General features: G+C 32.0%; 18 protein-coding genes. 8 read left to right on the forward strand and 10 right to left on the reverse strand.

The window, feature by feature from the left end; all coding sequences use genetic code 11:
* Positions 1-101: 101 nt before the first annotated feature.
* Positions 102-1,076 carry a polyprenyl synthetase family protein gene (locus GFJ94_RS08905; protein WP_153201198.1) on the reverse strand — a complete coding sequence of 325 codons (975 nt, stop codon included), beginning with the start codon at positions 1,074-1,076 and terminating at the stop codon, positions 102-104.
* 159 nt (positions 1,077-1,235) lie between these two features.
* Here GFJ94_RS08905 and GFJ94_RS08910 point away from each other — a divergent pair, with 159 nt between their 5' ends.
* The 4 genes from GFJ94_RS08910 to GFJ94_RS08925 are packed head-to-tail and all read left to right on the forward strand — an operon-like array spanning position 1,236 to position 7,890.
* The gene (locus GFJ94_RS08910) at positions 1,236-1,838 is read left to right on the forward strand and encodes a TetR/AcrR family transcriptional regulator (RefSeq protein ID WP_153201199.1); all 603 of its coding nucleotides are present in this window, start codon (positions 1,236-1,238) and stop codon (positions 1,836-1,838) included.
* Positions 1,839-1,859: 21 nt separating this feature from the next.
* Positions 1,860-3,206 carry a TolC family protein gene (locus GFJ94_RS08915; RefSeq protein ID WP_153201200.1) on the forward strand — a complete coding sequence of 449 codons (1,347 nt, stop codon included), beginning with the start codon at positions 1,860-1,862 and terminating at the stop codon, positions 3,204-3,206.
* 9 nt (positions 3,207-3,215) lie between these two features.
* Complete coding sequence (locus tag GFJ94_RS08920) at positions 3,216-4,379, forward strand: efflux RND transporter periplasmic adaptor subunit (RefSeq protein WP_153201201.1); 1,164 nt, start codon at positions 3,216-3,218, stop codon at positions 4,377-4,379.
* A gap of 13 nt (positions 4,380-4,392) precedes the next feature.
* On the forward strand, positions 4,393-7,890 hold the full coding sequence (locus tag GFJ94_RS08925) for an efflux RND transporter permease subunit (protein ID WP_153201202.1): 3,498 nt from the start codon (positions 4,393-4,395) through the stop codon (positions 7,888-7,890).
* Between the two features lie 51 nt (positions 7,891-7,941).
* On the opposite strand, the gene GFJ94_RS08930 is transcribed toward GFJ94_RS08925, so the two are convergent.
* Positions 7,942-8,286, reverse strand: a complete 345-nt coding sequence (locus GFJ94_RS08930) for a toxin-antitoxin system YwqK family antitoxin (protein ID WP_153201203.1) — start codon at positions 8,284-8,286, stop codon at positions 7,942-7,944.
* 162 nt (positions 8,287-8,448) lie between these two features.
* Positions 8,449-9,456, reverse strand: coding sequence for a TlpA disulfide reductase family protein (locus tag GFJ94_RS08935; protein WP_153201204.1), 1,008 nt, complete (start codon positions 9,454-9,456; stop codon positions 8,449-8,451).
* A 91-nt stretch (positions 9,457-9,547) separates the two neighbouring features.
* On the opposite strand from GFJ94_RS08935, the gene aspS reads away from it, so the two are divergent.
* The 3 genes from aspS (at position 9,548) to GFJ94_RS08950 (ending at position 11,810) form a co-directional block, all read left to right on the forward strand.
* Positions 9,548-11,293, forward strand: coding sequence for an aspartate--tRNA ligase (aspS, locus tag GFJ94_RS08940; protein WP_153201205.1), 1,746 nt, complete (start codon positions 9,548-9,550; stop codon positions 11,291-11,293).
* A gap of 2 nt (positions 11,294-11,295) precedes the next feature.
* Complete coding sequence (locus tag GFJ94_RS08945) at positions 11,296-11,526, forward strand: hypothetical protein (protein ID WP_153201206.1); 231 nt, start codon at positions 11,296-11,298, stop codon at positions 11,524-11,526.
* 83 nt (positions 11,527-11,609) lie between these two features.
* A complete protein-coding gene (locus GFJ94_RS08950) occupies positions 11,610-11,810 on the forward strand; it encodes a cold-shock protein (protein ID WP_008255794.1) in 201 nt (66 codons plus the stop codon).
* Between the two features lie 96 nt (positions 11,811-11,906).
* Here the strand turns inward: GFJ94_RS08950 and asnS are convergent, their stop codons facing one another.
* From asnS to GFJ94_RS08980, 6 genes are all read right to left on the reverse strand, one after another.
* Positions 11,907-13,355, reverse strand: coding sequence for an asparagine--tRNA ligase (asnS, locus tag GFJ94_RS08955; RefSeq protein WP_153201207.1), 1,449 nt, complete (start codon positions 13,353-13,355; stop codon positions 11,907-11,909).
* A 30-nt stretch (positions 13,356-13,385) separates the two neighbouring features.
* Positions 13,386-15,797, reverse strand: a complete 2,412-nt coding sequence (locus GFJ94_RS08960) for an RND family transporter (RefSeq protein ID WP_153201208.1) — start codon at positions 15,795-15,797, stop codon at positions 13,386-13,388.
* A 75-nt stretch (positions 15,798-15,872) separates the two neighbouring features.
* Positions 15,873-18,356, reverse strand: coding sequence for a DUF5686 family protein (locus GFJ94_RS08965; RefSeq protein ID WP_153201209.1), 2,484 nt, complete (start codon positions 18,354-18,356; stop codon positions 15,873-15,875).
* A 162-nt stretch (positions 18,357-18,518) separates the two neighbouring features.
* Positions 18,519-19,082 carry a ribosome recycling factor gene (frr, locus tag GFJ94_RS08970; RefSeq protein ID WP_153201210.1) on the reverse strand — a complete coding sequence of 188 codons (564 nt, stop codon included), beginning with the start codon at positions 19,080-19,082 and terminating at the stop codon, positions 18,519-18,521.
* Positions 19,083-19,152: 70 nt separating this feature from the next.
* On the reverse strand, positions 19,153-19,860 hold the full coding sequence (gene pyrH / locus GFJ94_RS08975; protein ID WP_153201211.1) for a UMP kinase: 708 nt from the start codon (positions 19,858-19,860) through the stop codon (positions 19,153-19,155).
* A gap of 119 nt (positions 19,861-19,979) precedes the next feature.
* Positions 19,980-20,762 (reverse strand): patatin-like phospholipase family protein, encoded by a 783-nt coding sequence (locus tag GFJ94_RS08980; protein ID WP_153201212.1) that lies wholly within the window; start codon positions 20,760-20,762, stop codon positions 19,980-19,982.
* A gap of 64 nt (positions 20,763-20,826) precedes the next feature.
* On the opposite strand from GFJ94_RS08980, the gene GFJ94_RS08985 reads away from it, so the two are divergent.
* Positions 20,827-21,432, forward strand: coding sequence for a thioredoxin family protein (locus GFJ94_RS08985; RefSeq protein ID WP_153201213.1), 606 nt, complete (start codon positions 20,827-20,829; stop codon positions 21,430-21,432).
* A gap of 77 nt (positions 21,433-21,509) precedes the next feature.
* Here GFJ94_RS08985 and GFJ94_RS08990 read toward each other — a convergent pair whose 3' ends face one another.
* Positions 21,510-22,127 (reverse strand): YiiX/YebB-like N1pC/P60 family cysteine hydrolase, encoded by a 618-nt coding sequence (locus tag GFJ94_RS08990; protein WP_153201214.1) that lies wholly within the window; start codon positions 22,125-22,127, stop codon positions 21,510-21,512.

Raw genomic sequence — 22,127 nt, forward strand, 5'->3', positions numbered from 1 at the left:
AGTTCAATTACAAGTTCAAAAGTCAAGTTCAATTACAAAAATCAATAGCAATTACAAGTTTCAAATTTGAACTTTGAAATTGATATTGTCATTGTTCTTGATTACACGTTTCTTCCCATTAAATTCTCTCCAAAAGCTTTTAAAATAGCTTTCTTTTCAGCTTCGATATCCATTTTTTCTAATGTTTCAAATGCTTTGAAAGTGAAATCTTTAATCGCTTTTTTAGTCGCTTCACTTGCTCCAGAGGCATTAAAAATAGCTTTTACTGATTCAATTTTATCTGTATTTTCGGAAGGTTGAATGGAAAACAAATGCAATAATTGTTGTTTTTCTTCGGCTTTTGAAAATTCAATTGCTTTTAAGTATAAATAGGTTTTTTTGTTTTCGATAATGTCTCCACCGACTTGTTTTCCGAAGGTTTCTGGATTTCCAAAAGCATCTAAATAATCGTCTTGTAATTGAAATGCAATACCTAAATTTAATCCGAAATCATAAATCAAATCGGCATTTTCATCAGAAGTTTCGGCTACAATTGCACCCATTTTCATAGCAGCACCAACTAAAACCGCTGTTTTGTATTCAATCATTTTTAAATATTCTGGGATCGTAACATCGTCACGCATTTCAAAATCTACATCATATTGTTGCCCTTCACAAACTTCTAAAGCGGTTTTACTAAATAATTTTGCTAATTTTTGGAATGTTGCTGGCTCGTAATTTTCAAAAAATTGATACGCTAAAATCAGCATCGCATCACCCGATAAAATTCCGGTATTCAAATCCCATTTTTCATGAACGGTTTGATTGCCTCTTCGTAAAGGAGCATCATCCATAATATCATCGTGAATTAATGAAAAATTATGAAACACCTCAACAGCTGTCGCAGCAGGAATAGCTTTCTCGCAATTAACATTAAAAACTTCGCTTGCCATTAAAGTCAAAACCGGACGCATTCTTTTTCCACCAAGCGATAAAATATACTCGATAGGTTCGTATAAATTTTTAGGTTCTTTATTGGCAACGATTTGCGAAAAATGATTGCTCATTTTTTCTTGATAGTACGATATAGAATGCATTATTTGAATTTTTTGCTAAAATACTCCAATATTCTGAAATGTGACGAATTTATCAAATGTTAAATTTGTGTAAAAACAATGGAAACTATTTTGGTGTTAAAAGTTTCCGATATACATTTGTGCTCGAATTTTATCCCCAAATTAAAATTTAATTAAAAAATGAAAGATAAAATAATCAATAAAGCTAAAGAAATGTTTTTGAGACTGGGTTTCAAAAGTATTACTATGGACGATATTGCTTGCGAAATGTGTATTTCAAAAAAAACTATTTACAAATATTTTTCCAATAAAGACATCCTAATTGAAGAAAGTGTTCAAATGGTGCACAAAGAAATTCATGAGACAATCGACAAAATTGTAGGACAGAATTTTAACGCCATTGAAGAGAATTTTGAAATTAGAAGAATGTTTAAAGAAATGTTCAAATCAGCAGAATCTTCTCCAATATATCAATTAAAAAAGCATTATCCTGAAATTTACGAGAAAGTTTTGAGTCTGCAAGTTAGTGTTTGTGAAGATTGTTTTAGAGACAACATTATTAAAGGAATCAACGAAGGTTTGTATCGAAACGATTTAGACATTGAAAATTATGTGAAGTTTTATTACACCCTGATTTTCAGTATAAACGAAAACACTATGCTTGAAAAAGAGGCTCAAGAATTAGAAGTAAAAGCATTAGAATATCACATTAGAGCCATGGCAACATTAGCTGGAATAGTAGAACTTGAAAAACAATTAGAAACTCAAATACTTAATCATTAATTAAACATCAATAATCAATAAATGAAACAAAAACTAATACTAACCTTATTGTTCGTTTCACTTTTCTTGAACGCTCAAGATAAAAAAGAAACCTATAGCTTTACATTGCAACAAGCAATTGATCATGCTATTGAAAACAACTATACTGCAATTAATGCAAAACGTGATATTGAAGCTGCCAAACAAAAAAAATGGGAAACAACTGCAACTGGACTTCCACAAATTAGTAGTAACTTACAATATATAAACAATCTTGACTTTCAAGTACAAGGGGTTTCAGGAAATGCATTTAATCCAAGTGGAGATCCAAACGAAATTTCAACTATTGCTTTTGGAACTAAACACAGCGCAAATGCTTCTGCAACCTTAAACCAATTAATTTTTGATGGTTCTTATATTGTAGGATTACAATCGGCTAAAGTGTATTTGCAAATTTCTCAGAATGCGAAAGACAAAACCGATTTAGAAATCAAAGAAATGGTTACGAATGCCTACGGAAATGTACTTTTAGCAAGAGAAAGTGTTTTAATCATTGAAAAAAACAAAACCACTTTAGAAAAAACATTATTTGAAACAAATGAAACGTTCAAAAATGGTTTAACCGAAGAAGAAAACGTAGAACAACTTCAAATTACATTAACGCAATTGAAAAGTTCTTTGTCGAATGCACAAAAAAGAGCCGAAATTGCATTGAATCTACTAAAAATTTCTATGGGAATTGACATCAATAACGATGTAACTCTTACAGAAAAATTAGACGATTTAGCACTTAAAAATGTAGATTTAGCTGTGCTTTCAGAAGAATTTAATTCGCAAAATTCTATCGATTATAAAATCCAACAAAACAATGAAGAATCGAAACGTTTGTTATTAAAATTAGAACGTTTTAGAGCTTTGCCAACAGTTGGTGCACAATTGAATTATGGCGCTAATACATTTTCTAATGAATTTGATATAATTTCTGCACAACAAAAATGGTATAACTACTCTAATTTTGGTGTAAATGTAAGTATGCCAATATTTAGCAGTTTTAGAGATAGAGCCAGAACTCAACAAGCAAAAATTGCATTTGAACAAGCAAAAACACAACTTACCGAAACAGAGCAACGTTTAAAACTTCAATTTCAACAAGCTAAAACTGATTACGAATACAGTATTGAGCAATATTCAGCATCAAAAAGTAATTTAAAATTAGCCGAAAGAATCGAAAACAAACAACAAATAAAATTCAAAGAAGGACTTTCTACAAGTTTTGAATTTACCGAAGCACAACGTCAATTATACACAGCACAACAAGATTATTTACAAGCCATGATTGATGTTTTAAACAAAAAAGCAACTTTAGACAAACTAACCAATAAAAAATAAAAACACGTAATGAAAAAAATACTATACATCAGTTTATTAGGTTTACTAATTACTTCATGTGGTGGTGATTCAAAAAAATCAACTACTTCAATAATCGAAAACGGAACGCTTGAAGAAATGCGTGCCAAAAGATCTGAACTTGTAGCACAAGCCGAATCGCTTAGAAAAGAAATGGAACTTTTAGACGTTGCCATTGGTAAAAAAGATACCAACGAAAAACTAACCTTAATTACAACCTTAACAGCAAAAGACACTGTTTTCAATCATTATGTAGAATTACAAGCAACGGTTCAAACCAAAGAAAACCTAATGTTGAGTGCCGAATTTGGTGGAATTTTACAACAAGTTTATGTGAAAGAAGGTCAAAAAGTAGCCAAAGGTCAAACCCTTGCAAGAGTTGATGATGGCGGATTATCTTCACAATTAGCACAAATGGAAACGCAAGCTGCATTAGCAAAAACAACTTTTGAAAGACAAGAAAACCTTTGGAAGCAAAAAATTGGTTCTGAAATTCAATATTTACAAGCTAAAACCAATTATAATGCACAGTTAAAAGCGGTTGCCCAAATGAAAGCACAATTAGCAAAAACAGTTATTAGAGCTCCATTTTCGGGAACTATTGATGAAATTGCTTCTGAAAGAGGAAGTGTTGTTGGTCCTGGAACTCCAATTTTAAGAATTGTAAGTTTAGGAAATATGTATTTGGAAGCAGAAGTTCCAGAAAAAAACATTGGGACTATCAAAAAAGGTTCAGATGCCATTGTGAATTTTCCAGTTTTGGGAGAAACGTTTAATGCTAAAGTTACACAAGCAGGAAATTACATCAATCCAGCCAATCGTTCGTTCATGATTCAAATTGCTGTTCCTAATAAAAGTGGAAATATCAAACCAAATCTTTCTTCAAAAATTCAGTTAAAAGATTATTCAAATTCAAAAGCAATTACGGTTCCAATTAGCATAATTTCTGAAAATGCAGATGGAGAACAATTTTTATATGTAGCTCAAAACCCTGACAATAAAGGTAATGCAATTGCAAAAAAAGTAATTGTAAAAGTAGGTTTATCGCAAGGTGAATTAGTAGAAATTGTGGACGGAATTAAAGATGGAGATTTAATCATCAAAGAAGGTGCTCGAAGCGTAAAAGACGGACAAAAAGTATCGATAATTAAATAAGTAGCAAACAATTATGAGCAATAAAAATAATAACGAATTCAAACTTTCTTCTTGGGCAATTGAGAACAAGATGACGGTTTATGTAATGATGGTGATTATCTTATTCTTGGGATTATCAGCTTATTACAGCATGCCAAGAGAAGATTTTCCTGAAATAAAAGAAACCAAAATTTACATCAGCACGGTTTATCCAGGAAATACAGCCGAAGATATCGAACGCTTAATTGTGGATCCTTTAGAGGAAGAAATCAAAAACGTAAGTAACGTAGTTAAAGTACTTTCCACTTCGCAAGAAGATTACGGAATTATCACGGTAGAATTTGACGAAAAAATTACGGTTGAAGCTGCCAAACAAAAAATAAAAGACAAAATTGATACCAAAACAGGTGGCGAAGATTGGCCAACTTTTAACGGTGCAAAAGTAGAACCGAATGTTTTTGACTTAAATATTTCGGAAGAAGTTCCAATACTAAACATCAATCTTCAAGGAGATTATCCAATCGAAAAACTTAAGGTTTTTGGCGAATATTTGGAAGATGAAATCGAAGCATTAGAAGAAATTAAACAAGTAGATATTCGTGGTGCTCAAGAAAAAGAAGTAGAAGTTGCTGTTGATATTTACAAAATGATGGCTTCAAAAGTAAGTTTTGATGATGTCATCAATGCGGTTAGAAATGGAAACGTAACCATGTCTGCTGGAAATTTAGTAGCAAACGAACAAAGAAGAACCATCAGAATTTTAGGAGAAGTTGAAAATCCATCGGACTTAGAAAATTTTGTGGTTAAAACACAAGGTGGTGCTGTTTATCTTAAAGATATTGCTGAAGTTTCATTCAAAGACGTGGACAAAACTACTTTTGCAAGAGAATTTGGAAATAGTGTGGTGATGTTAGACGTAAAAAAACGTGCTGGTAAAAACATGATTGAAGCTACTGAAAAAATTAAAACCATTTTAGAAGATGCCAAAATCAATCATTTCCCTTCCGATTTGACGGTTTCTGTTACCAATGATCAATCGTCAAGAACCTTAAATCAAGTAGATGATTTAGTAAATAATATCATTTTCGGAATTATATTAGTTGTTGGTGTTTTAATGTTTTTCCTTGGGTTTAGAAATGCACTTTTCGTTGGATTTGCCATTCCAATGTCGATGTTTATGTCGTTTATGATATTAGACGCGTTAGGCTACACCATGAACACGATGATTTTGTTCGGATTAATCATGGGATTAGGAATGCTAGTTGATAACGGAATTGTAGTAGTCGAAAACGTGTATCGATTAATGGAAGAAGAAGGCATGAGTCGCATCAAAGCCGCTAAAGAAGGAATTGGTGAAATTGCATTGCCTATTATTATTTCGACTTTAACCACAGTTGCAGCCTTTGTGCCTCTTGGAATGTGGCCAGGAACCATGGGACAATTCATGATTTATTTCCCAATAACATTATCTGTTGTATTAGGTTCGTCATTATTTGTGGCTATCTTTTTCAATTCGGTTTTCGTTTCACAATTCATGGATATTAACGAAAAAGTAGTTTCCAAAAAACAATTAATTCGTTTGTCGATCATTTTAGGTGGATTTGGAATTCTAATTTTAGTGTTTGGTGGAGCGGTTAAGGCATTAGGTTCGTTAATGATATTTACAGCCATCATGTTTTGGTTATATAAATATTTGATTAAAGGATTAACTACAGCTTTTCAAAACAAATTATTAACTCGTTTAGAAAATTTTTACGAAAAAACATTGCGTTATTTCTTATCGGGAAGAAAACCTGTAATTACTATAATTGGAATGGTTGTGATGTTTTTTGTGGTAATTATGTTATATTTTGGATGGAGTGTTGGAAGCGGAAGAACAAAAGTGGAATTTTTCCCAGACAATACACCCAATCAAATTATTGTTTATATCGAATATCCACAAGGAACAGACATCAACAAAACCAATGAAATTACAAAATCTATCGAAAAACGTGTATTTAAAGTTTTAAATTCGGAAGAATTTGTTTACAAAGATGAAAACGGTACAAAACAAAATTATTTGGTTGAAAATGCTGTGGCTCAAGTAGGTGAAGGTGCCGGAAATCCTCAAACCGATGGTGGTTCTACTGCAGAAATGCCTCACAAAGGAAAAATTACTATTTCTATGAAAGAATTCAAATTTAGAAATGGTAGAGATTCTGAAGAGTTACGTAAAAAAATTCAGGCTTCCTTGAAAGATATTTATCCTGGAGTTTCTATTTCTGTCGAAAAAGATGCAGTTGGTCCACCAGCAGGTTATCCAATTAATATCGAAATAAAAGGAAACGATTACACCGAATTAATCACTACTGCCGAAAGAATGAAGGATTATTTGAATGCTAAAAATATTCCTGGTGTTGATGAATTAAAAGTTGATGTAAACAAAGATAAACCAGCCATGAAAGTGGTTATTGATAGAGAAAAAGCTGGAGAATTAGGTGTTGCTGCTGGGCAAGTTGGAAATCAATTAAGACGTTCTATCTTTGGAGAAAAAGCTGGTGTTTACAAAAAAGATGGCGAAGATTATGATATTTATGTTCGTTTTAACGAAGAAAATAGATACAACAAAAGTGCTATTTTTAATCAGAACATCACGTTTAGAGATATGGCTTCGGGTCAAATTAAAGAAATTCCGGTTTCTACTGTTGCCAGTCAAAAGAATACCTCATCGTTTAGTGCTATTAAACACAAACAATCAGGCAGAATTGTAGTTTTATATTCGGCTTTAGCTCCTGGTTTTACCGATGCTGGTGCTGTTGTGGCTCAAATTCAGGCAGAAATGGCTTCGTTTGATGCACCAAAAACGGTTAAATTTGATTACACAGGACAATTAGAAGAACAAGGAAAACAAATGGCTTTCTTAATGGGAGCTTTGTTTACAGGTTTATTCTTAATTTTCTTAATCTTAATTTTCCAATTCAATTCGGTTTCAAGACCAGCTATTATTATGGTAGCAGTTTTCTTGAGTTTCATTGGTGTATTTTTAGGATTAATGATTACCGGAAAACCATTCGTAATTATGATGACCATGATGGGAATTATTTCGTTAGCCGGAATTGTAGTTAATAATGGAGTTGTTTTGCTCGATTATACCGACTTATTAATTGCACGAAAACGAGAAGAACTTGGAGTAGGCAAAAAAGAACTTTTAAGCAATGAATTGGTTTTTGATGCTATTGTAAAAGGTGGTAAAGCCCGTTTAAGACCTGTATTATTAACTGCAATTACAACTGTTTTAGGTTTAATTCCATTAGCCATTGGATTTAATATGGATTTCTTTTCGCTTTTTGCTTCTGGAGATGCTAAAATTTACATGGGTGGAGACAACGTAATTTTCTGGGGACCATTAGCATGGACAGTAATCTACGGACTAATCTTTGCTACATTTTTAACGTTAATTGTTGTTCCTGTTTTATTTTATTTAGTCAATCGATTAAAAGTTAGAATGAAGAATAGAAAAAACAAAGACTCTGAAATAGTACCATCAGTATAAAACAAAAAAATCCCGATGAAAATCGGGATTTTTTTATACTTTAAATTTGAATTAGTTTTTAACTAATACGTCTTTTGACCATTTTTTTACATCAGCAATTCTACTATCTGAAAAATCTACTTCGCTTAATGAAGCATCACTCCAAAAAAACCATTTTCCAGTTTTAGCACCATTCAGATATTCTCCAATAGATTGTTTTGAACCATCTTCGTTATAAGCCATCCATTTTCCATGTAATTTTCCGTCTAAGTAATACCCTTCTTGTTTTACTTGTCCGTTATCATAATAATATGTTGCTTTTACCATTTGGTCAACCACCTCAAATTTTGGTTTTACTTCTTGTGCAAATGACAAACTTGAAACCAATAATACTGCTGCAATCATTAATTTTTTCATAGTCTTCTCTTTTTAGGTTAACATTACAGTAACAAATATATAATTTATTTTACAATAAAAAAACTTTTGCTTAACAATTTGGTAACATTAAACAAAATTTAACATTTAAAAAGCCAGTGCATAATGCACTGGCTTTAAATGAGGTATAAAAAAATGTTGTAATTATTTCACTAAACCATCTAATAATTCAGTTAATGATGCTGATGATGGACGCGCTGCATCTGCTTTGATTACTTTTCCATCAGGTCCAATTAAAATGAATCTTGGAATTGAATTAATTCCAAAAGCTTTAATAAAATCAGATGTCCAGTTTTTATCTGCAAACAATTGAATTCCACCTAATTCTTTAGCTGTTACCATTTTTTTCCATTTCTCATGATCTTTTTCAGTATCTACAGAAATACTAACAAACTCGATATTTTTTCCGTGATATTTTGCTTCTACTTTCTTTAAATATGGAATCTCTGCCAAACATGGACCACACCAAGTAGCCCAAACATCTATATAAACATACTTTCCTCTTAAATCTTCTAATTTTGTTTTCCCACCTTTATGGTTTTCATATTCAAATGATGGTGAAGCAACTCCTTCCATTTTCTTAGCCGCCACTTTTTGATTGTAATAATCTAACAAGAATTTTTCTTCTTGATCAAATGAAGGACGTAGCATTTTTACTAAAGTTTTATCAAAACCTTTCCCGTCAATCATGCTAATATCATTCGCTTTCTTTTTAGCTAATGCCTCTTTAAAAGTAGCTTCGTTAGCATCAAATAAAGCTTCTAGCTCCATCTCAAACTTTTCATCAGATAATGCTTTTTTTGCTAAATAGTTGTTTTCATTAGCTCCTTTTCCTTTGTAAACAATAGTTTCATCAAAATCTTTAGTATCTAATGTTAAGGTTAAATCATATCCGTTTTTAAGAAACATTGTTGTTCCTTCATTACCATCGTTTAACCGGTATACTCCTCCATCTTTAGAAGCTTCGAAAGTAGTTTGAAATTCTCCTTTTTTATTAATGCCAACTTTTTGTTTAAAAGTTCTTCCCGAAGAAATTGTAATTGTATCGGAAAATCTATTTGTAATTTTCACGTTTAAAGAAACCGTATTGGTCGTATTTTGAGCAAATCCTGAAAGAATTGCGGCAAAAAACAAAATGAATGCTTTTTTCATGTTTTAAAAGTGTTATTTATTGAATCAAATCTATTAAAATTAAACGAATAAAATTAATATTTGTTACTACATTTGCAAAAAATTTCAAGAAATGTACAGAAGTCATAACTGTGGTGAATTAAATGCTTCACACATCAATACAGAAGTTACCCTTGCAGGTTGGGTTCAAAAATCGAGAGATAAAGGTTTTATGATTTGGGTTGATTTACGTGACCGTTATGGTATCACGCAATTAATCTTTGATGAACAAAGAACCGACAAAGCTGTTATTGAAAAAGCAAAATCTTTAGGAAGAGAATTTGTTATTCAAATCAAAGGAACAGTTATTGAGCGTGTTTCTAAAAACCCAAATATGGCAACGGGTGACGTTGAAATTTTAGTTGCTGAATTAACGATTTTAAACGAAGCACAATTGCCTCCATTTACTATCGAAGACGAAACAGATGGTGGTGAAGATATTCGTATGAAATATCGTTATTTAGATATCAGAAGAAATCCGGTTAAAAATAACTTATTGTTCCGTCATAAAGTGTCCATGGAAGTTAGAAAATATCTATCAGACCAAGGTTTTTGTGATGTAGAAACGCCTTATTTAATTAAATCTACTCCAGAAGGTGCGCGTGATTTTGTGGTGCCAAGTAGAATGAATGAAGGACAGTTTTATGCACTTCCACAATCACCTCAAACGTTCAAACAGCTATTGATGGTAGGTGGAATGGATAAATATTTCCAAATTGTGAAATGTTTCCGTGACGAAGATTTACGTGCTGACCGCCAACCAGAATTTACTCAAATTGACTGTGAAATGGCATTCGTAGAGCAAGAAGATATTTTAAATATGTTTGAAGGCTTAACACGTCATTTACTAAAAGAAATCAAAGGAATTGAAGTAGATAAATTCCCAAGAATCACCTACGATTACGCCATGAAAACCTACGGAAACGACAAACCAGATATCCGTTTTGAAATGAAATTTGGGGAATTGAATGAAGTTGCACAACATAAAGATTTTCCAGTTTTCAATTCGGCTGAATTAGTAGTCGGAATCGCTGCTCCAGGTTGCGCAAACTATACCAGAAAAGAAATTGATGCTTTAATTGATTGGGTAAAACGCCCACAAATTGGAGCTTCGGGAATGGTTTACGTGAAATGTGAAGAAGATGGAACTTTCAAATCATCAGTAGATAAATTCTACGATCAAGAAGATTTGAAAAAATGGGCAGAAATTACCAATGCAAAAGCCGGAGATTTAATTTTAGTATTATCAGGAAAAGCAGATAAGACAAGAACACAATTATCAGCACTTCGTATGGAAGTAGCTACACGTTTAGGTTTGAGAAAATCTGACGAATTTGCTCCATTATGGGTGGTTGATTTTCCATTATTAGAATGGGATGAAGAAAGCGGAAGATACCATGCAATGCACCATCCGTTTACTTCTCCAAAACCAGAAGACATGGCATTAATCGAAACCGAACCAGGAAAAGTTCGTGCCAATGCTTATGATATGGTATTAAACGGAAATGAAATTGGTGGAGGTTCTATTCGTATTCACGATAGAGAATTACAAAGTAGAATGTTCGATTTATTAGGATTTAGTAAAGAAGAAGCTTTAGCTCAGTTTGGATTCTTAATGAATGCCTTTGAATTTGGAGCGCCACCACACGGAGGTTTAGCCTTTGGATTGGATAGATTAGTTTCTATTTTAGGTGGCCAAGAAACGATTCGTGATTTTATTGCTTTCCCAAAAAACAACTCAGGAAGAGATGTAATGATTGATGCACCATCGATTATTGACGAAGCGCAATTACAAGAATTGCATATTAAATTACGATAAAAATGAAAAAAATTATTTTTCTTTTACTTTTAATAATCATTGGCCTAATTTCTTTTGGCTATTTCCAAAAAAACAATGGCTTAAATGGTGATAAATGGATTGGAATTGGCGTTTTATTGATTGCATTTGCATTAATGCCTTTATTCATATATCACAGATATAAAAATAAAAATGTAAAAGATTATCTAATGTCAAACTTTACTCAAGAAAAAGAAAACACTGATAATCAGTAATTTTGAAATATTTTTAACTTTTTCTTGTTCGTGTCAGAAATAAGTATATCTTTGACTATTATTAATTTTTTTATATTACAAAAATGCGCACAGGCAAAGTTAAATTCTTCAATGAATCAAAAGGTTACGGTTTTATTACAGATGATGAAACAGGAAAAGACATTTTCGTACACGCAAGCGGAATGAGAGTTGAATCTCTTAATGAAGGTGATGCAGTTAGCTACGAAGAAGAAGAAGGAAGAAAAGGTAAAGTAGCTGCTCAAGTAGTAGTTATCGAAGACTAATATATATTATTTTTTGATTACCTAGAAAGAACAAAGTCCCGATTTAATCGGGACTTTTTTTATGAATTTTAAAAAAATTCTATAGTATGTTTGTTATTAAAATTCTGCGTTTTGTGGCGTTCTTGGGAAAGGAATTACGTCTCTAATGTTACCCATTCCGGTTACAAAAAGCACTAATCTTTCAAAACCTAATCCAAAACCTGAGTGAACAGCCGAACCGAATCTTCTCGTATCTAAATACCACCAAAGTTCTTCTTCGTCAATTCCTAAAGCTTTCATTTTTTCTACTAATACATCGTAACGCTCTTCTCTTTGAGAACCTCCAACGATTTCTCCAATTCCTGGGAATAAGATGTCCATTGCTCTAACGGTTTCTTTTCCTGGTTCAGTATTGTCGTTTAAACGCATGTAAAACGCTTTAATTTTCGCTGGATAATCAAATAAAATTACCGGACATTTAAAGTGTTTTTCTACTAAGAAACGTTCGTGCTCACTTTGTAAATCAGCACCCCATTCGTTAATGATGTATTGGAATTTTTTCTTTTTATTTGGAGTTGAATCTTTTAAAATATCAATAGCTTCCGTATAAGAAACACGTTTGAAGTTGTTGTCTATTACAAAACTTAATTTTTCTAAAAGCGTCATTTCGCTTCTATCTGCTTGTGGTTTTGACTTTTCTTCTTCTAACAATCTACTTTCTAAGAATTTCAAATCATCACCACATTTGTCAACGGTATATTTGATAACGTATTTGATGAAATCTTCCGCCAAATCCATGTTATCTGCTAAATCGTTGAAAGCTACTTCTGGCTCAATCATCCAAAACTCTGCTAAGTGACGCGAAGTGTTTGAATTCTCTGCACGGAATGTAGGTCCAAACGTATAAATTTGACCTAAAGCCATAGCAAAAGTTTCACCTTCTAATTGTCCAGAAACAGTTAAATTGGTTTGTTTTCCGAAGAAATCTTCTTTGTAGTTGATGCTTCCGTCTTCGTTTCTTGGAGTAGAACCATCAATTGGTAAAGCAGTTACTTGGAACATTTCTCCAGCACCTTCGGCATCAGAACCTGTGATGATTGGTGTATTCACATAGAAAAATCCTTTTTCTTGGAAATATTGGTGCACTGCAAAAGCAAGAGTTGAACGCACACGCATAATTGCTCCAAAAGCATTCGTTCTTACACGTAAATGAGCATTTTCACGTAAAAACTCTAATGAGTGTTTTTTAGGTTGCATTGGGAATTTCTCCGCATCACTATCTCCTAAAATCTCTAATTTTGTTACTTGAATTTCTACTTTTTGTCCAGCACCACGGCTTTCTGCCAAGGTTCCAGTAACGCAAATTGCAGCTCCAGTTGTAATTCTTTTTAAGGTTTCATCAGGTGTGTTTTCAAAATCTACCACACACTGAATATTATGAATGGTTGAACCGTCGTTCAACGCAATAAATTGATTGTTTCTAAATGTTCTAACCCAACCTTTTGTTGTTACTTCATGTAATGTTTTCGTACTGTTTAAAAGGTCTATTACTTTTGAGTGTTTCATTTTGATTTATGATTTTAAAATACAAATATACTATTTCTCGTTTGAATTTTCTTCTTCAATATCTTCTGCTAAAATATCTAATGTTGGTTCTAAGAATTCTTGTTGGTTAGCAATAGTTTTGTCTAAAGAAAGTAATAATGCAGGAAGCAAAATTAAGTTAGATAACATCGCGAATAACAATGTTGTTGCAACCAATCCTCCTAAAGCAACTGTTCCTCCAAAATCTGAAAGCGTAAATACTGAGAATCCAAAAAACAATACTACAGAAGTATAAAACATACTGATTCCTGCTTCTTTTAAAGTGGCATAAACAGAGCGTTTTATTTTCCAATCGTTCGCTTTTAATTCTTGACGGTATTTAGCCAAAAAGTGAATGGTATCATCTACTGATATTCCGAAAGCAATACTAAATACTAATATGGTTGAAGGTTTAATTGGAATTCCTAAAAAGCCCATTAATCCTGCGGTCATTACCAAAGGTAAAATATTTGGCAACAATGATACTATAATCATCTTAAACGAACGGAACATATATGCCATTAATAGCGAAATTAGAACAATAGCAAAAAGTAACGATTGTACTAAGTTATCAATTAAATAATGAGTTCCTTTTTCAAACACATAAGCTTTTCCGGTTATGGAAACTTCATAGCGTTCATTTGGAAAAATATGATTGATTTTATCTTGCAAACGTTCTTCAATTTTTTGCATTTTATCAGTTCCAATATCTCTCATAAAAGTAGTAATTCGAGCATATTGTCCTGTACTATCAACATAACTTTTCAGCATGTTTTCATTTCCTTTTTGAGTCGAATTTTTGATGTAGGATAAAATAAATGCTTCCTCTTGTTTAGTAGGTAATTCGTAAAATTCCGGATTTCCATTATAGTAAGCTTGTTTGGAATATTTGACCAAATTCACCACTGAAACGGGTTTTGATAATTCCGGAATTTCTTCAATAGTTTCCTGGAGTTCTTCAATTCGTTTTAATGTAACCGATTTCAAAGCACCTTTTGGTCTTTTGGTGTCAACTACAATTTCTAAAGGCATTACTCCGTCAAATTCTTTTTCGTAGAAAACAATATCTTTAAAGAAAGGTGCTTTTTTAGGCATATCTTCAATGATGCTTCCCGATACTTTAATTTGATAAATTCCGATAATTCCTGAAACTAGTATTCCAATTGCAATTGAAAAAACAGCTACGCGATGATGTCTGATTGTATTTTCAATCCAATTTATGAATGCTGCCATATAGTTTTTCCCTAGATGTGCCAAGTGTTTTTCTTTTGGCATTGGCATATAACTATAAACTATTGGGATGATGATTAAGCATAAAATAAACAAGAAAACAATGTTTAATGAAGCTACAGTTCCAAATTCACTTAACAGTTTACTATCGGTAAAAATAAAAGTACCAAAACCAGCGGCTGTTGTTATATTGGTTAATAATGTGGCATTTCCAACTTTTGAAATAACTCGTTGCAACGACTTGGCTTTATTGCCATGATTCTTAATTTCTTGTTGGTATTTATTGATAAGGAAAATACAATTTGGAATACCAATTACAATAATTAATGGTGGAATAATCGCAGTTAAAACTGTGATTTCATATCCCAGAAGACCAAGAGTACCAAACGACCACATTACACCAATGATTACTACAAACATGGAAATCATCGTAGCTCTAAAACTTCTAAAAAAGAAGAAAAACAACAAAGATGTGATTCCAAGTGCGGCTCCAACAAACAATCCAATTTCACTAATAATGCTATTTGCATTTAATGTTCGAATGTATGGCATTCCCGAAACGCGAAGATCTAATCCGGTTTCTTTTTCAAAAGCACTGATTTTTTCTTGGCTAAGATGTTTTTCGATAAAAGCTTTTCTAGCAGGTGTGTTTACAATTTTTTTATCCATATAAATTGCAAAACGAACAGCGCCACTTTCTTTGTTAAAAAGCATTCCTTCGTAAAAAGGTAAGTCGTTAAAGAATTCTTTTTCTTTTATTTTGAGATAAACATCAGAAATACTATCGTTGTTTATGAATGATTTGAGTTTGAATTTTTGAGTAATTGTATCTTTTTCTAATACTCGTAAATCTTCAATAGAAAGTGTAAGTTCAGTTGCTTTGTCTTTTTTGATTTCAGAAACAAATTTTTCCCAAGCTTTATAATTTTTTTCGGTAAAGAAATTTTTGTCTTTAAATCCTAGAACAACTAAATTTCCTTCTTCACCAAATTTTTCTAAAAACGAATTATACTGAATATTTACCTCATGATCATCAGGTAATAAGTTGGCTTCGGTAAAGGTAAAACGCATATTTTGCCATTGGAAAGCCATGAAAATGGTAAAAAGCAAAACAAGAATTAAAAGAAAAACGCGATTTCTTAAAATTTTACCGGCAATATAATCCCAAAAACTGGTGCTTAACCACTTTAACATCTCTCAAAAATTAGGGTGCAAAGGTAAAGGTTTTTGCTTAATTTATTGGTTTAGAGTGTAAGATTTAGTTTAATTTTACAGTCCTAAATCCAAATGATACGAAATTTTTATAGCAATATTGTCATCAAAATTAGCTAATTGATATGGTCCATATCTGTAAAAAGCTACTAAACCAATTCCTTTGTATATTTTATTACATTCAATTCCGCTTTCAAAAAAGCCGTCTTCCATAGTTTTGTAGTTGATACCAATATGCTGATTATTGTTGTTATCTGAACCGACTGCCATTCTTGTAACAATGGTAAATTCTGGGTTAATTTTATAACCTAATTTAATTTTATTAAAAGTATGTTTTAACTGTAATGAAGCGTATTTATTAGAGAAGAATTCATTAAAATACATGGTTTCAAAACTGTTTTTTCCTGCAAAAGTTACTCGTTGTAAGATAGCCTCACGATTTAAATTATTAGGAACAATACTGTATAAATGAGTAATTGGAACATCACCAAACGCTATACCAGTTTGAAACAAAAACGAACTTTTTTGTCCAGATAAATAAGGTAATTCATAGAAAGTTTTGAAATCTATTTTTGAAAAGGCAAAATCATTTTCTAACACACCAGGTAGAGTTTGTGTAAGTTGAAGCGAAAATTTTGGATGGCGTTTTTCATATTCAATTTTTCCAAATGGTGTTTGCATGTAATTGCTAAAAGGATTCCATTGAAAAGCTAGCTGAACTGCTGTTATATTATAATTGGTGAATGCTTTACCATTTTTTACAAAAGTATAATTAAACAGGGGTTGAATTTGATTATGAGAAACTCCTAAATAACTCGATGTTTTTGGTAAAACTTTACTTTCTATAAAAACCGAACTCATTCTATTGTTGTAAAAAGTGGAAATATTGATTGGTCGAGGATCATAAATTTTAAATCTTCGAGAATCTGTAATAAAATAGGTTTGTGCAATCTCGCTAATATCTTCTGAATAAGATGCACTAACCCATGTTTCAGATTTTGAGTGCGCCAAAAAGGAAGGTGTAATTCCGTATTTGAATTCGTCATCTTTTAATCCGTAGGCACAATAAAAAGTCACTTTGTATTTTTCAGAAAGTTTAGAATTTGTAACAGCTCCAGCTCCAAATCTAAAGCCTTCGAAATTATTATATTTAACAATACTTCTTAGGTCGATATCAAATATTGAAACTGGAAAATAGCCATTGATAATTTTTCTTCCCAAGAATAGTTTGTGTTCAATTCGTTCTGAAAGTGATAGACTGTCAATTGAAGTATAAGTTCGGAGTTTTCTCTTATCGAGTGAATCTTTTTTAAACGTATTCCAATACTCGCTTTCTTGTTTTAAACTCGATTGAGGAACTTCAATTTTTACTCTCGGTTTAGAAATAGTAATTGGTTTATTGATTTCAATATCAAAAGGTGTAGATTCTAAAGAAATATAGGCCTGATCAGTAGTGTTTTTACTTTCAACTTCACCTAAATCAGAACTAAATTTTATAGTACCTCCTAAGATTTTAATATCGTCTTGGTTATTTCCTTTTGAAACTTTGAATTTTCTGTTTTTTGGAAACCAAATATCAATATCTTTTCTATAATCAAATGTGTAAGTAGCATTGATATTTACAATGCCATAAATACGAAAATAGGCTTTACAAATAGCATAATTTTGAGAATCGATATAAAGTAGCCCTCTTAATCGATTGGTATTGAGCTTTTTTGGTTCAAAATAAATTCGGTAAGCATTTCTGCCATCTATTTTTACAGAATCAATTAATTTGTAATTGTAAAGATTACGTCCAAAATTTGAAATTGGATTTTGCACCGGAATTTCTAAAATCTCAAACGGATTTTCATACACTGAATAGGAGATTAGTTTTAAACCTAAATATTCATAAACAGGTTGCTCAAAACCTGCCATTCTAGTGGCTAAAACTGTTTCTTTGCTTTGATATTGATTATGTTGAATTAAATTAACTTTTTCAGTTTGATACAAATGTTGTCTTTCTGAGAACTTCTTAAATCTGTAATTTGATGAATCTAGTTTGATTAAAGATTTTCTAAAAAGTCTTTTTTTATAAATGGTATCAATTTTTGATGAAATACTATCCGGATTTGCTGTTACTTGAACGTATTCGTAGTTTTTATATTGAAAACTCGAAAGTGCTTTTTCAGGGTCATTCGATTTTCGATTTTCAATTACTTTTTTGATAATGTTGTTAACGCTGTTTTCTGTATAGATTTCGGTTTTTTTTTCGTTTAAATCGTTTATTAACTTAATCGTAACATTGACAACCCTTGGTTCTGGATAAGTTATTTTTTCATAATAACCTTTAAAATTTACTTTTATGGGTAATTTAAAATCTTTAACTTCAACTGTGAATTTTCCTTCCCAGTCGGCATTGAATTTAGTGTTGTTATAAGTAATTGTAGCAAAAGCAATAGGCACTTTTGAATCAAAGTCGATAATTTGTCCTTTTATTTTGGTTTGCGCTACTAAACTGTTGGTGATGATAAAGCACAAAAAAAGCCAAAAATATTTCATGTAAGTAATTTCAAGTATTTCTACAAATATATTGTTTTTTTTAGTTCAATATCATGATATTTAATCATTGAATTCTTTTAAAAATAAAAAAACTCCCAATATTGAATTGAGAGTTTAAATGTAATTTTATAAGAGTTCCGTAGGAACGAAATTTTGGTAAAATTATACTTTCATGATTTCAGCTTCTTTAACAGCTAAAAGTTCATCTATTTTCTTGATGAAAGAATCGGTTAATTTTTGAACATCTTCCTCTGCTTTTTTGCAAATATCTTCTGCAGTTCCGTCTTTTTCTTCTTTTTTGATGTCAGAATTAGCATCTTTTCTGTGGTTTCTGATGCCAATTTTAGCATCTTCAGCTTCAGCTTTTGCTTGTTTTACCAAGTCGCGTCTTCTTTCTTCAGTTAATGCTGGAATATTGATGATGATGTTGTCGCCGTTGTTCATTGGGTTTAACCCTAAATTAGCAATCATAATTGCTTTTTCAATAGGATGCAACATGTTTTTTTCCCAAGGTGTTACCGTTAATGTACGCGCATCAGGAGCATTAATGTTAGCAACTTGCGATAATGCAGTTTGTGAACCATAATAATCTACAAATACACCACCTAACATTTGAGGTGAAGCTTTCCCTGCTCTAATATTTAAAAATTCTTTCTCTAAATGCGCAACCGAACCTACCATAGCTTCTTTTGCACTGTCTAAAATAAAGTTAATTTCTTCTGTCATTTTTTTGTTTCAAGTTTAAGGTTTCAGGTTTCAAGTTAAGAACAATTACAACATGAAACGTGAAACAAAATTATATTGTTACCTTTGTTCCGATAGTTTCTCCTTCGCATACTTTTAATAAGTTACCATCTTTATTCATATCGAATACAATAATAGGCAATTTATTTTCTTGACTCAATGTAAAAGCAGTTGTGTCCATTACATTTAATCCTTTTGCTAATACATCTTCAAACGAAATAAAGTCAAATTTTACCGCATCAGCATTTTTTTCTGGATCTGAAGTGTAAACACCATCAACGCGAGTTCCTTTTAAGATTACGTCAGCACCTACTTCAATTCCTCTTAAAACTGCAGCAGTGTCAGTTGTGAAATACGGATTTCCTGTTCCTGCACCAAAAATCACGATTCTTCCTTTTTCTAAATGACGCGTTGCTCTTCTTTTGATATAAGGTTCAGCAATTGCTTCAATTTTTAAAGCCGTTTGTAAACGGGTTTGCATTCCAGCTTCTTCTAAAGCGCCTTGTAAAGCCATTCCATTGATAACTGTTGCTAACATTCCCATATAATCCCCTTGCACTCTATCCATGCCGTTACTCGCGCCAGCTACACCTCTAAAAATGTTTCCACCACCAATAACGATAGCGATTTCTACTCCTTTATCGTGAATTTGTTTTATCTCTTCAGCGTACTCAGCTAAGCGTTGTGGGTCAATTCCATATTGTCTTTCGCCCATTAAAGCTTCACCGCTTAATTTTAGAAGAATTCTTTTGTATTTCATTCCAGTTTATTTTTTTTATGGAGTCATGCTTTCGCAAGCTCAAGTCATTTTGTCGTGTTGTATTATTTGTGGTGCAAATATAGTTAAATAGCTTTTTTCTAAAAAAAATGTTTTGACATTTATGTTGCTAAATTTTCAAATGTCTTTTTTGCTTCGTTATAGCCTGTTTCAAATATTAAATCCATTTTAGATTTATTGGTTTCAAACGTACTAAAGTTAATCAATTCTTTGGGTTCTATGATTAAATCGCAATGATTAAATTTTTGAAGATTGGAATTAGCTGTTAATAATTCTAATGCGCGATATGTTACGGATTTGATTGAATTCAGATTTTTAGCTTCGATATTTTGAACTGGACTTACGTAAACACCGATAATTGAATCACATTTTCCTTGTAATAAATCGGCTGGGAAATGATTCAAAATGCCGCCATCACTGTATAATTTTTCTTTAATCACGTAAGGCGAAATCATGCCAGGGACTGCAGTTGAAGCTAAAACAGCATCTACAATTTTGGTTTCGGGACTAAAAATTTTTAGTTTTCCTTTTACCATATCGGTTGCCGTGATGTAAGTCGGAATTTTTAAATCGCTAAGTGTAGTAGTTTCTCCAAAAATCTCTTCAAAATATTTTTTGAATGATTCTGAATCTACAATTCCAGGTTTTTTAAACGTAAAATGTTTCCAATGAAAAAAATAAATCGACTTGAAAAAATCTAAAATTTCTTCTGGCTTTTTACCAAATGCATACATAGTTCCTACAATGGCTCCTGCGCTTGAGCCTGAAATACAAGAAGGTTCAATGCCTTGTTCGGTTAAGAATTTTAAAACTCCAGCATGAGCAATTCCTTTGGAACCACCACCAGAAAGCGCTAATCCGATTGATTTTGAAGTTAAATCCATATGTAACAATTCTTACATTTAATTTCCAAAATTAGACTTAAATTTGCCAAATAAAGTTAAGAAGATGATAAATACTTTAAAGCAAGCATTAGAAAATAGTTTTTCTTTTGCCGATTACAGAAAAAAAGTAACCAGTTTAATTGCTGAAGGAAAATCTACGGGTCATACACAATCGGAAGATTTATTAAAATATTCCGAACTAAACGAAACCAGAATGAATCGTTTAGAAAAAACTATAGAAGTTACACCTGAAACGAAAGCTAAACTCCAAAACTTAGATAAAAAATACATTTGGTTAGTGCTAAGCGAAGGTTGGTGCGGTGATGCTGCGCAAATTGTTCCTGTAATTCATAAAATGGCAGACGCAACAGATAAGGTTGAATTAAAAATTGCTTTGCGCGATGATAACGATGCTTTAATGCAACATTTTTTAACGAATGGAGGAAAAGCCATTCCAAAATTAATCGTTTTAGATGCTGAAACTTTAGAAGTAATTGCTGATTGGGGACCAAGACCTCATGATGCCAAACAATTGATTTTAGATTACAAAGCGGCTCATGGAGTAGTAGATGAAACGGCTAAAATTGAATTACAAAAATGGTATTTACACGATAAAGGAATTTCGATTCAGAATGAAATTGTGGAAATGCATGAGCAAGTTTTAAGTTAAAATATTGGAACGCGGATGACGCGGATGTTTTACAACACAGATTTAAACGGTTTTTATTAAACTTTGTGAAACAAAAATCATTTAATTGTTCCAATAATCCTCAACTTATCAGAAGTGGAAATTCCGCCAGGGTTACAACCAAGTTGCCCTTCCGGGATTTCCATTTTTAGTTTTTCATAATAGTCGGCCCAAACTTCAAAATATTCGTTCGATTTAGGTGATTTGAAAGTCATTGGATACAAATCAAATAAAGGTTTTTTGTACGAATGTAAAAACGCATCGTAAATTAATTCCGAACAATAATACTTTCCATTGTTGTACAAATATTCATCATCATAAGGAACGCCAACTTGCTGCAATGAAAAAGTAATGGCTTCTGGAATATATTTTCGGTATTTGCGTTTCAATCTTCCAACAAACATTTCTTCATTTGTGTAGCTTTTAAAGGTTTTATATGGTGCTATTTTAACCGCTTTTCCAGCAGCTTCAATTACAAATATTGAATCATTTTTGACATACACCATTCCTAAATGACTAAAATCTTTTCCTTGATAGCCTTCGGTAACTTCGTTAATGGCTTCACAAAGTGGACCGCAATTCATCGACTGAAATAAAATGTCGCCTGTTTTTAGTTTTATGTTTTGGGAAAAACTATAAAAAGAAAACCATAAGGTGAATAGGATAATTTTTTTCAT

Origin of the sequence: Flavobacterium sp. LMO8, assembly GCF_009495755.1 — a bacterium.
Taxonomy (GTDB): domain Bacteria; phylum Bacteroidota; class Bacteroidia; order Flavobacteriales; family Flavobacteriaceae; genus Flavobacterium.

Bases quoted from the DNA above. Each gene is read 5' to 3' on its own strand.
- GFJ94_RS08905 (WP_153201198.1), bottom strand. From the start codon at position 1,076: ATGCATTCTATATCGTACTATCAAGAAAAAATGAGCAATCATTTTTCG.
- GFJ94_RS08910 (WP_153201199.1), top strand. From the start codon at position 1,236: ATGAAAGATAAAATAATCAATAAAGCTAAAGAAATGTTTTTGAGACTG.
- GFJ94_RS08915 (WP_153201200.1), top strand. From the start codon at position 1,860: ATGAAACAAAAACTAATACTAACCTTATTGTTCGTTTCACTTTTCTTG.
- GFJ94_RS08920 (WP_153201201.1), top strand. From the start codon at position 3,216: ATGAAAAAAATACTATACATCAGTTTATTAGGTTTACTAATTACTTCA.
- GFJ94_RS08925 (WP_153201202.1), top strand. From the start codon at position 4,393: ATGAGCAATAAAAATAATAACGAATTCAAACTTTCTTCTTGGGCAATT.
- GFJ94_RS08930 (WP_153201203.1), bottom strand. From the start codon at position 8,286: ATGAAAAAATTAATGATTGCAGCAGTATTATTGGTTTCAAGTTTGTCA.
- GFJ94_RS08935 (WP_153201204.1), bottom strand. From the start codon at position 9,456: ATGAAAAAAGCATTCATTTTGTTTTTTGCCGCAATTCTTTCAGGATTT.
- aspS (WP_153201205.1), top strand. From the start codon at position 9,548: ATGTACAGAAGTCATAACTGTGGTGAATTAAATGCTTCACACATCAAT.
- GFJ94_RS08945 (WP_153201206.1), top strand. From the start codon at position 11,296: ATGAAAAAAATTATTTTTCTTTTACTTTTAATAATCATTGGCCTAATT.
- GFJ94_RS08950 (WP_008255794.1), top strand. From the start codon at position 11,610: ATGCGCACAGGCAAAGTTAAATTCTTCAATGAATCAAAAGGTTACGGT.
- asnS (WP_153201207.1), bottom strand. From the start codon at position 13,355: ATGAAACACTCAAAAGTAATAGACCTTTTAAACAGTACGAAAACATTA.
- GFJ94_RS08960 (WP_153201208.1), bottom strand. From the start codon at position 15,797: ATGTTAAAGTGGTTAAGCACCAGTTTTTGGGATTATATTGCCGGTAAA.
- GFJ94_RS08965 (WP_153201209.1), bottom strand. From the start codon at position 18,356: ATGAAATATTTTTGGCTTTTTTTGTGCTTTATCATCACCAACAGTTTA.
- frr (WP_153201210.1), bottom strand. From the start codon at position 19,082: ATGACAGAAGAAATTAACTTTATTTTAGACAGTGCAAAAGAAGCTATG.
- pyrH (WP_153201211.1), bottom strand. From the start codon at position 19,860: ATGAAATACAAAAGAATTCTTCTAAAATTAAGCGGTGAAGCTTTAATG.
- GFJ94_RS08980 (WP_153201212.1), bottom strand. From the start codon at position 20,762: ATGGATTTAACTTCAAAATCAATCGGATTAGCGCTTTCTGGTGGTGGT.
- GFJ94_RS08985 (WP_153201213.1), top strand. From the start codon at position 20,827: ATGATAAATACTTTAAAGCAAGCATTAGAAAATAGTTTTTCTTTTGCC.
- GFJ94_RS08990 (WP_153201214.1), bottom strand. From the start codon at position 22,127: ATGAAAAAAATTATCCTATTCACCTTATGGTTTTCTTTTTATAGTTTT.